At 52.1% G+C, this 13532-nt stretch carries 16 protein-coding genes; 12 read left to right on the top strand and 4 right to left on the bottom strand.

Annotated elements, in window-relative coordinates; genetic code table 11:
• Nucleotides 1–2: 2 nt before the first annotated feature.
• The 12 genes from C8D82_RS16845 to C8D82_RS22385 all read left to right on the top strand — a co-directional run bounded on the left by C8D82_RS16845 (nt 3) and on the right by C8D82_RS22385 (nt 11298).
• Nucleotides 3–944 (top strand): NAD-dependent epimerase/dehydratase family protein, encoded by a 942-nt coding sequence (locus C8D82_RS16845; RefSeq protein WP_147835249.1) that lies wholly within the window; start codon nt 3–5, stop codon nt 942–944.
• 14 nt (nt 945–958) lie between these two features.
• Nucleotides 959–1621 (top strand): sugar transferase, encoded by a 663-nt coding sequence (locus C8D82_RS16840; protein WP_116885459.1) that lies wholly within the window; start codon nt 959–961, stop codon nt 1619–1621.
• Between the two features lie 17 nt (nt 1622–1638).
• Nucleotides 1639–2847 carry a UDP-N-acetylglucosamine 4,6-dehydratase gene (locus C8D82_RS16835; protein WP_116885458.1) on the top strand — a complete coding sequence of 403 codons (1209 nt, stop codon included), beginning with the start codon at nt 1639–1641 and terminating at the stop codon, nt 2845–2847.
• Nucleotides 2847–4016 carry a nucleotidyltransferase domain-containing protein gene (locus C8D82_RS16830; RefSeq protein ID WP_116885457.1) on the top strand — a complete coding sequence of 390 codons (1170 nt, stop codon included), beginning with the start codon at nt 2847–2849 and terminating at the stop codon, nt 4014–4016. Before C8D82_RS16835 ends, C8D82_RS16830 begins: the two co-directional genes overlap by 1 nt.
• Nucleotides 4017–4397: 381 nt before the next feature.
• Nucleotides 4398–5399, top strand: a complete 1002-nt coding sequence (locus tag C8D82_RS16825) for an SUMF1/EgtB/PvdO family nonheme iron enzyme (protein WP_116885456.1) — start codon at nt 4398–4400, stop codon at nt 5397–5399.
• A gap of 144 nt (nt 5400–5543) precedes the next feature.
• The gene (locus C8D82_RS16820) at nt 5544–6374 is read left to right on the top strand and encodes an MBL fold metallo-hydrolase (protein WP_165833154.1); all 831 of its coding nucleotides are present in this window, start codon (nt 5544–5546) and stop codon (nt 6372–6374) included.
• A gap of 12 nt (nt 6375–6386) precedes the next feature.
• A complete protein-coding gene (locus C8D82_RS16815) occupies nt 6387–6983 on the top strand; it encodes a sigma-70 family RNA polymerase sigma factor (RefSeq protein WP_116885454.1) in 597 nt (198 codons plus the stop codon).
• Nucleotides 6980–9241, top strand: coding sequence for a serine/threonine-protein kinase (locus tag C8D82_RS16810; RefSeq protein WP_116885453.1), 2262 nt, complete (start codon nt 6980–6982; stop codon nt 9239–9241). The genes C8D82_RS16815 and C8D82_RS16810 overlap by 4 nt, the downstream gene beginning before the upstream one ends.
• A 49-nt stretch (nt 9242–9290) precedes the next feature.
• Nucleotides 9291–9584 (top strand): nucleotidyltransferase family protein, encoded by a 294-nt coding sequence (locus C8D82_RS16805; protein WP_116885452.1) that lies wholly within the window; start codon nt 9291–9293, stop codon nt 9582–9584.
• Entirely contained in the window at nt 9581–9745 is a 165-nt protein-coding gene (locus C8D82_RS21380; protein ID WP_165833153.1) for a ribonuclease HepT family protein, read from the top strand. The genes C8D82_RS16805 and C8D82_RS21380 overlap by 4 nt, the downstream gene beginning before the upstream one ends.
• A 325-nt stretch (nt 9746–10070) precedes the next feature.
• Nucleotides 10071–10484, top strand: a complete 414-nt coding sequence (locus tag C8D82_RS16800) for a thermonuclease family protein (RefSeq protein ID WP_116885451.1) — start codon at nt 10071–10073, stop codon at nt 10482–10484.
• 586 nt (nt 10485–11070) lie between these two features.
• Entirely contained in the window at nt 11071–11298 is a 228-nt protein-coding gene (locus C8D82_RS22385; RefSeq protein ID WP_116885450.1) for an integrase core domain-containing protein, read from the top strand.
• Here C8D82_RS22385 and C8D82_RS16790 read toward each other — a convergent pair.
• The 4 genes from C8D82_RS16790 to C8D82_RS20810 form a co-directional block, all read right to left on the bottom strand.
• Nucleotides 11258–11977: a radical SAM protein gene (locus C8D82_RS16790; RefSeq protein ID WP_116885449.1), complete on the bottom strand. Its 720-nt coding sequence runs from the start codon at nt 11975–11977 to the stop codon at nt 11258–11260. The genes C8D82_RS22385 and C8D82_RS16790 overlap by 41 nt on opposite strands.
• 2 nt (nt 11978–11979) lie before the next feature.
• Nucleotides 11980–12312: a His-Xaa-Ser system protein HxsD gene (gene hxsD / locus C8D82_RS16785; RefSeq protein ID WP_116885448.1), complete on the bottom strand. Its 333-nt coding sequence runs from the start codon at nt 12310–12312 to the stop codon at nt 11980–11982.
• Complete coding sequence (locus C8D82_RS20815; RefSeq protein ID WP_133245251.1) at nt 12313–13239, bottom strand: peptidoglycan-binding domain-containing protein; 927 nt, start codon at nt 13237–13239, stop codon at nt 12313–12315.
• 16 nt (nt 13240–13255) lie between these two features.
• Nucleotides 13256–13532, bottom strand: a 277-nt coding sequence (locus C8D82_RS20810) for a hypothetical protein (protein ID WP_133245250.1), incomplete at its 5' end; no start/stop codon positions are given.

Genomic DNA, 13532 nt, shown 5'->3' with positions numbered 1-13532 from the left:
CCATGCGTATTCTGTTGACCGGTTATCCCGGTTTTCTGAGCGGGGCGGTTCTGGAATATTTTTCAGCCCGCGGAGCTGTTGTAGACACCCTCGGTCTTACGACAGTCGAACGTAAGGAGCCGGCAAAGCATATCGTCTGCAACTTGGCAGAACAGATACCAGAGCTTGCAGGCTGTCACTATGATATGGTAATCCATGCTGCCGGAAAAGCGCACGTGATTCCGAGAACCGAGCAGGAAAAACAGCAGTTTTTTGAGGTTAATGTAAAAGGAACCGAACATTTGCTTATGGCTTTGCAAGCCGCACCACCGCGTGCCTTGCTGTTCATCAGCAGCGTAGCAGTATATGGACTGGAAGCGGGGGAACATATCCCGGAAACTGCTCCATTGCTCGCCAATACTCCCTACGGACGCAGTAAAATCCAGGCAGAACAACTGATCCGTGAAACAGCTTTTGCTTCACCGGTAGTACGCGGGATCGTTCGATTGCCACTGATTGCCGGCCCCGACGCGCCGGGTAATCTGGGCAGCATGTTCCGGGCAATGAAAAAGGGTGTGTATTTCAACATCGGCAATGGCGAGGCAAGACGCAGTGCAATTCTGCTGCGTGATGTAGCGCCGTTTTTGGAGGAACTGGCTGTCAGTGGAGGAACATACAACTTGACGGACGGGCATGACTTGTCATTTTCTGAATTGTATTCCGGCCTCTGCCGCCTGAACCGTTTTCCGCATCGTCCCAAACTTCCAGTCTGGTGCGCCGTTTTACTGGCTTATGCGGGCGAACTGATTCAGGGTGTTACGCACAAGACATTTATATTCAACAAAAAAAGGCTGCATCAGATGACGCAAACCCTTACATTTGACGGAAGCGCGGCACAACGCGATTTTTCGTGGCGTCCCCATCCTGTGACAGAACATCTCAGGGAATTGAGTTCCCGTAACTGAAACGGCTTGGTATTATGAAACGTTTTTTTGATATTATCTTAACAACATTCGCCGTGGTGATACTTTCACCATTGTTAATTCCGATCATGATCATCCTGAAACTGACTGGAGAACATTATATTTTCTACTGTCAGGAGCGGATAGGAAAAAATCGACAGCCATTCGGTCTGATGAAATTTGCTACCATGTTGAAGAACAGTCCGAATATCGGTACAGGTGATATCACGACCCGACACGATCCACGGGTGCTGCCATTCGGTCGTTTTCTGAGAAAAACCAAAATTAATGAACTGCCTCAGCTTTTCAATATTCTCAAAGGTGATATGAGCATTATCGGGCCGCGGCCGTTGACACCGCGGAATTTTGCGTACTACTCGCCGAAAATTCAACAGGTAATCGGAGAATTGCGCCCAGGTCTGAGCGGAATCGGTTCGGTGATTTTCCGTGATGAGGAAAAGTATCTTTCCGGAACGGAGAAGCCGGCGGAATTTTACCGGGAATTCATCGCGCCCTACAAGGGGGCGCTGGAGCTTTGGTATCAGGAACATGCCTCTCTGGCAGTAGATTTCAGGATTATTTTTCTGACAGCGTGGGTGATCATATTTCCGGAGAGCGAATTGCCGTACCGATGGTTCCGGGATCTGCCGTCCAAACCGGAATGGATGACGAAAAAATAACATTCAGGAGATCGAATATGTTCCATGTAAATAAATTCATCGCGGAGGCGGTCACGCAACGGAATGCCAGCATGTTCCGGGAGGACCTGACGGCCAATCAAGAACTCCTGACACGTGAAATCGCCGGAAAAAAGGTGCTGGTGATCGGCGGCGCCGGGACCATCGGCAGTTCTTACATCCGCGCCCTGCTGCCGTTCCGTCCTGCAAAACTTGTGGTCGTGGACCTCAGCGAAAACGGCCTGACCGAACTGACCCGCGACTTGCGTTCGACCTTCGGCATGTATGTACCGCCGGATTACCGGACTTATCCGCTCAGTTTCGCGGACCCGATTTTTGAAAAAATTTTCCGGACGGAAAACGGTTTTGATATCGTCGCAAACTTTTCGGCCCACAAGCATGTCCGCAGCGAGAAGGATGTCTATTCCGTACAGGCGCTGCTGGAAAACAATGTGCTGAAAGCGCGTCGCCTGCTGGAACTGCTGGCGGAGTTTCCGCCGGAACACTTTTTCTGTGTCTCCACCGATAAAGCCGCCAATCCGGTGAACATCATGGGGGCCAGCAAGCGGGTCATGGAAGACATGATCATGGCATATGCGGATCGCTTCAAGGTAACCACCGCCCGATTTGCGAATGTCGCCTTTTCCAACGGCAGTCTGCCCGCCGGCTTTCTGGAACGGCTGCTGAAGCGGCAGCCTCTGAGTTCTCCCGCCGACGTGAAACGCTATTTCGTGTCACCGGAAGAGAGCGGCCAGATCTGTTTGATGGCCTGCATTCTGGGCCGGAACCGGGAGATTTTCTTCCCGAAGCTCGGTGAAGAACAGATGATGACCTTTGCCGCAATCTCCGACCGTCTGCTGCGGGCGCTGGGTTACGAACCGTTCCGGTGTGCCTCCGAAGAGGAGGCTCGCCGGTTCGCTGCGGAGATGCCGGAAGATTCCAGACGGTATCCGGTCTACTACTTCACTTCCGACACCACCGGCGAAAAGAGCTTCGAAGAGTTCTATGTGGCGGGAGAAACGATTGATCAGGAACGATTCCGGGCCCTGGGGGTAATCACCGGTGGCACAAGCCGCCCGCTGGCCGAAGTGGAGGCGTTTCTGCAAGAACTCGCGGCGCTGCTGTCCCGGCCGGAAGTAACCAAGGCGGAAATCGTCGCCGCGCTGAAACGTTTCCTGCCCAATTTTGAGCATCATGAGACCGGAAAAAACCTCGACCAGAAGATGTAATGCAAATAAACGAAAAACACCCGGATGAACTTTCGCGACTGCTGGAAACGGCGGGGGAGTTCATTTTCCGTTCCCGGACGGAAGAGTATTGGGCCGGGTGTGCGGCGGAGGTGCGCGAAGAACTTTGCCGCAGTGCGGTTCAATACCGCCTGGAGCCTTTTTTCTACTATTATCTGTGGAAAGTGCTGCCTCCGGAACGGAAAACGGAGTTTCAGAAAGCCGGGCGGGCGGTGTCGCAGAACTCCCTGCCCCTCTTCCATCAGTTCGATTCCATCCGAAAGCTGCTGAATGAAAACAGCATCCGGTTTGTGCCGTTCAAGGGTGCGGAGCTGGCACGCGAAGTCTATCCCGATCTTTCGCTGCGGCTGATGGGCGATCTGGATATCCTGATCCATCCCGGCGACATCGATCGAGCCATCGCCCTGTTGCGGGCCGACGGCTGGACCGGAGACGAATTCCGTTACGATCACCATTTCGCCCCGCTGAAACGAAAGGGAGTGAATGTCGAAATCCATTTCGATCTTCCCGGTTTTCATTCGGAAGAACCGGCGCAGTTCTGGAAGGAGTGCCGAAAAACCGGCAATGCCGAAGAACATCGCCTCTCCCCCGAACTGAATCTTCTTCTGCAGGTCGCCCATGCCGCCGGCCACGAATGGCACAACGGCATGAAACTGCTGCTGGACCTCGCCTTCCTGATCCGGCGGGAAACCATCGATTGGAACCGCGTGGAGCTGCTGGCGAAACGGTTCGGAGTGTTATCGCCGGCACCGTTGTTTGCGGTCGTGCCGGAACTGTTCCGGCACGCTCCGGGCCTTCCGGAATTCCGGGGAGAAATTCCGGAAGCGATCCGGAACGATTTTCTGGCGCTGCTCGGAGAAAATTGTGTGTTCCCGCAATCTTCATGGCTGATCCTGATGAACGAACCGGGCCGTTTTTCTCCGAAATGGTGGCGTACCCGCCTGAAAGGCCTGCGTCCGCAGGTGCTGTATGTGCGGTATCATCTGGAGAAAGGACATCCTTGGCAATTGTTCCTCTGCGCCTGCCGGGACGGAATGCGGAAGGCCGGTTTCGCCGTCCGCAGCCTGCGAAAGCGGCAGGAGCCTCAAATGCAGTCATATCTGAAACGCCGAACCCATATCAAACATTTCTTTGAAGGATTCAGGCAATAAGCCTCCTTGAACTCAATCCGCGATACCGCCTGCCGCCGGTATTCCGCCTGAAGACATTCTACGCAATCACGGAGAACGGCTCCGGAATTTTCTGAAACGACATCGCCATAAACCGCGACTGAAAAGAGAAACAAAGCATTTTTTCTCTTTCAGTCGTTTTTTATTTGTTTTTTCACACTCCCCTCCCCTCCGCAGCCCTCAAAGCAGGGTTGAATCCAACGGTGCGTCGAGGCGCCTCCGCGACAAGCCGCCGACTCTACAAAAAAATAAAAAATTCTTCAGGAAAAGTGTAGAATCTGCAGAAAAACCGCATTCTTAAAGGTGGAGCGGCAAAGCTCCGGCACTTTTACAGCGACGACAACCAACAGGAGGGAAACAATTATGAACATCAATTTCGCTCAAAGCATCCTTGCGGTATGCATGGCCGCAGCCGTCGGCATGGGATTCGCGGCTTCCGCCGGAGAGGCCAAACTGCACAAATACAGCACCACCATCGAGAAAGAACGCCCGCAGTTGAATGAGGAAACGAAACGATTGATCTCCGCCTGGCGCCGCCATCCCACCGAGGCGAACTTGGCCGCACTGAAAAAGCAGGTGGCTGCCAATTACGACAAAGTCGTCGAGCGCAAGAAAGCGAAACTTGAAGAACTGAAGCGGACCGCCAAACATGCGTCCAAGGTTCAGGAAATGCAGGAGATTGTCGATGAGATGCTTCAGAACCGGGAGAAACGCATCGAACAGAGCCTGCGCCGCTTCACCGATCCGCGCCTCAAGCCCGGCTCCCGCGACAGGCAGGAAGAGTATCTGCCGGTGATCGGAGCCGCCCGGAACGTATCGATCGCCCGCACGCCGGTCACCAACGAAGAGTATTCCGAATTCCTGAAAGCGACGGGCAGAAAACCGCCGCAGGATTGGCGGAATGGCGCCATGCCCGCCGGAAAAGCGCGGCATCCCGTGGTGACTGTCTCCTATGCCGATGCCGCCGCGTACTGCCAATGGCTTTCCGACAAGGATCAAAGCGCCGTCTACCGCCTGCCGACCGCGGAGGAGTGGGAGTTCGCCGCCGGACACATGCCGAAAGATGCGAGTTTCAACTGTGGTGAAAATGATGGGACAACGCCGGTTGACGCCTATGCGGAAACCCTGGCGGCCTGCGGCGCGATCGACATGTGGGGGAATTGCCGGGAGTGGACTTCAACGCCGACGGCACGCGGCAAAACCGTCATGGCGGTAAAGGGAGGCTCCTGGAAGTCACGCCGGACGGAATGCCGTACCGAACAAAAGGAGGAAGGACGGGAAGCCTCCGTCAAAGCCGATGACGTCGGTTTCCGGGTCATCCGCGAGAGTAAGGGACGTACCGGCAGACAGGACGAACGGCGGTAAGAAGCAGTTGACCGGCATTTCCGCAGCTTCCGGACCTCACGACCCGGAAGCCCGTTTGATTTTCACTCCGTTCCGTGGTATATTGTATTAAAATCAGGCATAACACATTGAATGATAAACAAATATCGTTCAGGAGGATATCTTATGACAAAATGGCTGCTGGCCGGAGTCGCGATGATTTCCGCCGTAATCGCCGCTGAACCGCCGAACCGCCAATTCCGGTTCGGAAGTTTTGAAGTGACTGCCGTTCAGGATGCCTCCTCGGCAATGCGGGCCGAACTCTTCCCGGGAATCCCGGGAACCGAGTTCCGCAGGCTGGCCGGTGCGCAGCGGGCTCCCTCCTCCGTCAACGTCTTTGTGCTGAAGCGCGGCGGCAAGCTGATCCTGGTCGACGCCGGCAACGGCGGGAAGCGGGGCGCGATGCTCCGCAAACTTGAACAGGACGGCATTCCCCCGGAAAAAATCGACTGCATCCTGCTGACCCACATGCACGGCGACCACATCGGCGGATTGCTCGGCAGAGACGGAAAGGCCGCCTTCCCCAACGCTGTTGTATATGTTTCCGCGCCGGAACGGGAATACTGGCAAAGCGCCGCCGGAGCGCGCGGAGAACTGGCCCGGAAAGTGTTGCAGAGCTACGCCGGCCGGGTGAAGGAGTTCCGGTTCGGGGAAGAGGTGCTGCCCGGCGTCAGAGCCCTCGACGCTTCCGGCCACACGCCGGGGCACACCGTATTCGAAACCGATTCGCTGTTGATCGTCGGCGACCTGTTTCACGCCGCCGCAATCCAGATTCCGCGGCCGGAAATTTGCGCGGCCTACGATATGGAGCCGTCCAAAGCGGTACAGGCCCGGCGGCGTTTCTGCGATCTTGCCGCGGCCGCGTCGAAACCGGTCGCCGGAATGCACCTGCCGTATCCCGGTATCGGCCGGATCAGCCGGAACGCGGCGGGATATGTTTATTCGCCTGAAAAGTGAGGCCCTGCCGCAATGCCGCAACCTGATACAGAACAACCGGACCTCTGGGCAGGCCGTTTTCTCGAATACCGGGAGCGGCTGCTCGCGCTGGCCCGGCGAAACCTGAATCCCTTCCTCGCCCGGCGCGTTTCACCGGAGGATGTGGTTCAGGACACATTGTCGGCGGCCTGCGGAAAAATCGATTTCTTTGAAAACAAGCCGGAAATCCCGGTCTATTTCAAGCTGCGGCTCCTGTTGTTTCAGACCGTTGCCGCGCTGGAGCGCAGGCACCTGCAATGCCGGAAACGCGATGCCTGCAAGGAGGTGGAGGTGACGGAGGACGGCGATTGTTCCGCCGCCCGGCTGAACTGGAACCGGTTTGCGGATACCGTAACCGGACCGCTGACCCGGCTCGACCGGCTCGACCGCTATGCGCTGCTCCAGAAGGCGCTTGGCTCGCTGTCGGAAAACGACCGGCAGATTCTCGAATTGCGTCACTTCGACGGGATGTCCAATTCGGAGTGCGCCGAAGTTCTGCACATTGATCCGAAGGCCGCCAGCATCCGCCATGTGCGGGCGCTGCAGCGGCTTCAGAAACAGCTGACCGAATTTACCGAGTTCCGGCCATGACGGAAAACCGCTCTCTTGAAGAACTTGTCGAACAGTTTCTGGAACAGTGCCGTTCCGGGAACGCGCCGGAAGTTTCCGCTTTCGCCGCCGCGCATCCCGGACATGCGTCCGAACTGTTGAATCTCCTGCCGCTCGTTCTGGAAATGGAGGGCCTGAATGCCGAAATAACGCGGCGGCTTCCGCATCAGACGTCCGAGGTTCCCGAACTGCCGGATTCCGATTACCGGCTGATCCGCAGGCTCGGCAGCGGCGGAACGGGAGTGGTGTTTGAGGCGCTGCAATTGTCGCTCAACCGGAAAGTGGCCGTCAAGCTGTTGTCACCGCTGCTGCTGAAGGATACCGCCCGGCGCGTCCAGTTTGAAAACGAGGCGCGCGTCATCGCGATGCTCCACCATCCGAACATCGTCAAGGTGTTCGGCGCCGGATGCAGTGCGGAACGCTGTTACTATGCCATGGAGTTCATCGGAGGCAGGGGACTGGACCGGTGTGAATTCAGCGATCCGCGCGAGATCGCCCGGATCGGCCTTCAGGCCGCCCGGGCGCTCGCCTATGCCCACCGCTGCGGCATCCTGCACCGGGACATCAAACCGGCGAACCTGCTGCTCGACGAGGCGCGTGAAGTGCATGTCAGCGACTTCGGACTCGCCTTTGTATTGCGCGGCGGCGGTGAAATCGTTGAAAAAGAGGAGGCCCGGAGCGGGACGCTGCGCTACATGTCCCCGGAACGGCTGGCGCACGGAGTCAACACCTTCGCCACCGATCAGTATTCGCTCGGAGCGACGCTTTATGAGCTGGTTGCGAAGTCTCCGCTGCTGCCGGAGCGGAATCCCGGGGAACTGGCCAAACGAATCTGCCGAGAGCCGGTTCCGCCCCTGAGATGCAGCGCTCCGGATCTGGCCGCGATCATCAACAAATGCATCAGCTTCCGGCCGGAGGACCGCTATGCGGGCATGGATGATCTTGCGGCGGATCTGCAGCATTTCCTGAATCACGAGCCGGTCTGCGCCGCTGCGCCGTCCCCGGCCAGGCGGTTCCGGCTCTGGATCAAACGCAAACCGGCGGTCGCCGCGCTGGGCTTTGCGGCGGCATTCTGCGCCGCCGCCTTCGTCGCCGCACTCGCGGCCGGTTACCTGCGCACGACTGCCGCACTGAATCAGGCGGAACGCAACGCCGCGGTTGCGGATGCAACCCTGTCGCAGGTGTTCGCCCGGCTTGCGGAGCAGCTGCCTTCGCAGAAGAACACGCAGCTGCTTTCAACCCTGCTGCCCTATTACCGGATGATCGCCGGAGAACGGAACCTGCCGGAGTCGAGAATCAGCGAGGCGAATGCCGTCATCGGCGAATGTGCGCTGCGCACCGGGAACTACGCACTTGCGGAGGAAGCGTTCCGCAACATGGTGGAATTGAGTCCGGACGCCTTTCCGATCAATCAACTGGCGACGACATTGAAGAAGCAGGGGAAAAGCGCGGAAGCAACGGAACTCTCCCGGCAGGTGGTCGCCCGTTTCGCAGATTCGAAGCAGCCGGAAGAGCGTTTTGAAGCGGTCCGGGCGCTGCTGGCCCTCTCCGAAGCACCGGAGAGCAAGGAACGTTCCCGGGCGTTCGGAATATTGGAAACATTGCTGGCGGACCACCCGGACAATCCGGAATACCGGTTTCAATACGCGCAGCTTCTGGCCGGAAATCCGCGATTATTCCGAAAAGAGCGCATTCCCGGCGTCGAGCCGAATGCGGTCGTACTGCTTCTGCGGCTCGCCGACGCCTGCCCCGAACAGCCGGAGTACGGCCTTGCGCTTGTCGAACTGATGCTGCGGCGTCTCCGGTATGCCCGGGGATTTCAGGAGCAGAACCGGCAGGAGCTGGCCGAGGCGGTGCAGCTCTCCGAACGGCTCCTCGGACGCTGGCCGAACGATCCGCAGATCGTTTCCGCCGTGGTGTCGCTGCACACGCGGTACATCGGCTTTCTGCGCCGCGACGGCAAGGAGCCACAGGCCTGGCGGGAGACCGACCGGCTGCTCGGCATCCTTGAGATCCTGTTTTACAATCCCGAAATTTCCGATGCGGTGAAGGAAAACCTGATCGGACTCCAGCTCCAACGGCTGGAGCCGCTCCGGCGTAGCGGAAAAAGCGGCGAAAGCGCATCACTGCGGGAAAAAATCAAGCGGGAACTGGACTATTATCATGGGCCGATGCTTCCGGAATTCCGGAAAAAGCTGGAAAAACCGGATCGCGCCATCGGTATTTTCCCGCCGCCGTAATTGAAATTTCCTGCAAGCGGCTTATATTTAAACAGAGCAGGAGGATATCATGTGCAAACTCGACGAACTCAGAGCCAAACGGAATGAAATCTACCGGATAGCGAAAGCGCACAAGGTGGAAAAGCTCTTCGTGTTCGGTTCCTGCGCCCGAAAAGAGGAAACGCCGGAAAGCGATGTGGACTTCCTCGTCGAGTTTGCCAAAGGTGCCACGCTGTTCAATCAGTTTGATTTCAAGGATGAAGTTTCTGAACTGATTAACAGGCCTGTTGACGTGGTTTCCATTCGCACTTTGAACAATGATACATTCAGCCGTGAAGTGAAGAAGGATATGGTGGCATTATGATGAGTGATGCGGAACGTTTGAACCATATTCTTGAGCGTATCGGCGAAATCGACGAATCCCTGAATGTGTCGTTTGAAGAATATTCCGGGAATAAGGACAAACAGGCGGCGCTTTTCGCGCATCTGGTCATCATCGGAGAAGCCGCCGGGAAACGGCCATGAATGATTTGCCGGTTCTGAAGAAACAGATACAAAAGATACTGGAGGATATATCGGAGAAGTAACCGAATCTTATAATTGTATATGACAAGTCTATTTTGACTTTTCAGCAGACGTTCACCTGATAAACCGCCAATTTTTGATGAGAGAATCGTTGCTGAAGGGAAAGCACCATTGCTTTGGTGCTCCCTTTTGCATTCTCTCATGGGCGCTTGGCGGTGCCTTCAGGTGGTGTAATCGGGGGCACCTCTTTTTTTGCACATTTTTCCGTCTGCCGCGTAAGATTGCCGATAAACTCCGGTATAAGATGACAAAGGAGACGAAACCAATGAAAAGAACATTACTTCTGCTGTTCGGAATTCTGCTGCTGACCGGATGCACCACCCATCCGCAGACACAGGATAAACTTTATCCCGACGTCAAAGTCTCCCGCCTCCTGCGTGTCATCGACGGCGATACGTTCCGGTGCGACATCGACGAACATTCTGCCATCGCCGGGAAAAACATCTCCATCCGCCTACGGGGAATCAACACTCCAGAACTGCGAAGCAAGAACCCGGAGGAGCGCAAATCCGCTGACCTCGAAAAACAACGTCTTTCCGAACTGCTCAACAATGCCCGTGTGATTGAACTCCGAAACATCGACCGTGACAAATATTTCCGAATCGACACCGGCGTCTATATCGACGGCGAACCTCTCCTGCCGAAACTCAATCAACAATATCTGACCGGAGGAAAATAATGTCCTTACTGCCACCGGTCCTGTGAGGTTGACGATGAGCCTTCTCCTGTTTTCACCTTTGAAGGAAAATACAATAGGAAACTATTTGTATATCCCGAAAAATTGGTATGGGAAAAGACAGGCGTGGAAAGACGTTGACAGATCAAGACACGAAAAAAACGCTCGGATTTGCAACTTGCTTATCCTGAGCGGCTTTAAGTTAAAAAAATGGTGGAGCACGCGCAATTTGTACTCGCAGGCCATTTAGAGATAAAAGTTAAAAAGATATTTTCAACCTTGTCAAAAAACATTTCATCATAAAAAAACAATCTCAAGTCCTAAGCATAAGCAAAATCTAATTTGCGACATCAATTCGAGCTCAAACCGTCAGGTCACAGGTTTAATTCACATCAACAAAATCACATAGCTTTGTGAGTTGAACTCAATACCTCACCTCAAATATTGCATGACAAACTTTAATGTGCGCAAAATAGCGGACAACTACCCTGATAGGATGCGCTCACATCGCACATTGAATAGCAAGACACCAAATCGAGTCGAAGAGGAATGTTTCTCTCATTAAAAATCAACCGGGGTATTTTAGGAAGTGTCTCTATTGAACTGTCTAAAATACTCCGGATATATCAATTTGCACATTCATCGATTTTTCCGTGACTTTATAAACTTGTTAGGGAAATCATTAAAATATTACAACTCACCTGACAAGTTAAAGACGGACGTTGCGGATTTCGTTCAATATTACAATAGCTTGCGTCCACATCAACGACTGGGATTCAGGACTCCGAATGAAGTCGAGGCGCAATTTTACGCCTAGCCCGAGATATACCATCTTTTACACGCTGAAAACTGTCTTTTTTTCCGCGATTACTATTGTGTAGTTGCTCCGGACCGTCAAGAGATGTTGAAATAAAAATACAACTATCTTTGCAGAAAGACAAAAGATCATCGGAAATATCTATGCAATTAGAACAAAGAACATATGTTATTTGTTTGCCAACAGATTCATTTAGTTTATTTGCATATCTAATGGCATGTTTAATTAAATCAGGCACAAGCGATGATTCGCCCCCTTGAAATTCAATAGTAATTGCAGTAGCGGGAGAACGCATTATCAAATCAATGGATTTTTCTAAATCCTCCACACTCATATCACAATGTTTTGCATCGGATGGCAAACTGCTTGCTTGGCAGTAAGTACAATTTTGATTACATCTTAACGTAAGTACAATAATATGCAATGTTGTGAACTCATCCAAAAATGACTTTTTTGTTCTCAAACGAATTGCAAAATTGTCAATTAAATCTGGAATTGGTTTCTCCGAAACAAAAGCCCCAGCTTCCAGATCTTTGTATAAATCACATTGTGAATCTATTTTTCTATTTACAATATCTGCAGCTGTCCCTCGGGGAACGATTAAATAATTCCCTAGTTCACTCACGAGGATTTCTTTATCCTGAATTGATCTAAATCGAAATGGCAGCAAGAAATACATCGTCAACCATCCCTTAAATCTTCCAAATCGGAATAATTGGCAAATGCCTTTAGGTAAAGAATATTACGAATGGCTTCGGTCTCTTTATTTATCGTTTCTCGCACCTTAAAATCAATGAACAATTGAGCAATTTTTTCTTCTAAAAGTAGATTTTCTATTGCATTTTTTTTCTTTTTTAATGTGATAAAATGCAGTTGCGGTGAAAGTTGCTTTCTTGAAATTATGAAATCACTAGACAACCAATACAAAACCTTGCTAACGACCGCGTCTGAGTATATATTTGTATCTACCTTAAATTCACATTCTTCATTTGAGTTAGTTGCAAAATCAAACATTTATTTAATCTCCTTTTTTACAAGGTCCTGAATAAATATTTTATCTGCAACTCCCGTTTCTGTGCGCCCTGTTTGTTTTTGATATTTTTTTACGGCAGCTTCTACTTTTGTATCAAAAAAATCCATAGACTCACTGTAGTCTAACAAATTGAGTCTTTGCAACAGAGAAATGAAATCTGTTACATCCTCGCCTGTACAACCGATACGCAAATCTCGCATGCCAAGCTTAAATGTTTTAGATGGTATGACTGGTATTGGTGTAATCGGAGTTATTTTTTCTTGATACCCGGCCAAACGTTCTTTTTCTTTACGCTCGGCAAGAATAGCTTCCCATTCTTTCAGTTTTTTTGCTGTTTGCGCATCACAAATGCCTGTCTCTGGCAAATTGGCGTCCCTTTGGAATTTCTTTACAGATTCTTCGATACGCCAATCATAAAAAACCCTCTTCCCTGGTTTAACATCCATTGTTAAATATTTGTGCAATACCAAGAATGTTGCAAGGGTTGCAACATCACTACCACTCATACCAGAACGAATAGTACGTTCTCCGTATTCATAGGTTTTGGCTGGTACTACAGGCGTGGTAACCGTTGTTCGTGCCGGTGAAGATGGTGTATAGGTCGATGGTGTATAGGTTGATGGTGTATAGGTTGATGGTGTATATCTTGCAGATCTATGAGAACTATGGGATCTATGAGAACTATGGGATCTATGAGATCTATGAGCTGCAAGAAGTATTTCTCCTCGTGTCGGCAGAGTAAAGGATGTAGCCGAAAGATTTTTTTTCTTTTCCTCTGAGCTTATAAAAGATGAAGATATTACAGCACTTTGAGCTTGCGAACCAATCGTTGCTCCATATGCATTGGAAATGGTGGCAAGAGAGGAGGCTAAAATTCCACCAAGTATTTTTTTTACATTTATTTTCATCTTTACAACATCAATCCTATCTATAATACTTTAACAGTGATCGTAATAATCCATCGTCGGACTTCACAGCTGTAAAAATGGATTGATACAGTTCTTCAAGGAACAATGATTTTGCATCTTGAAAAACAGCAATTGTGTGGAATTTATTTCTAGAGAAATTCGGGGAGGATAGAAGCAAGCCTTTATTGGAAATAAAGACTTGCTTGCTTGCTTGCTTGCTTGCTTGCTTGCTTGCTTGCTTGCTTGCTTGCTTGCTTGCTTGCTTGCTTGCTTGCTTGCTTGCTTGCTTGCTT

It is taken from the genome of Victivallis vadensis (genome assembly GCF_003096415.1).
GTDB lineage: Bacteria > Verrucomicrobiota > Lentisphaeria > Victivallales > Victivallaceae > Victivallis > Victivallis vadensis.
This window is presented reverse-complemented; position numbering and strand designations above follow the sequence as displayed.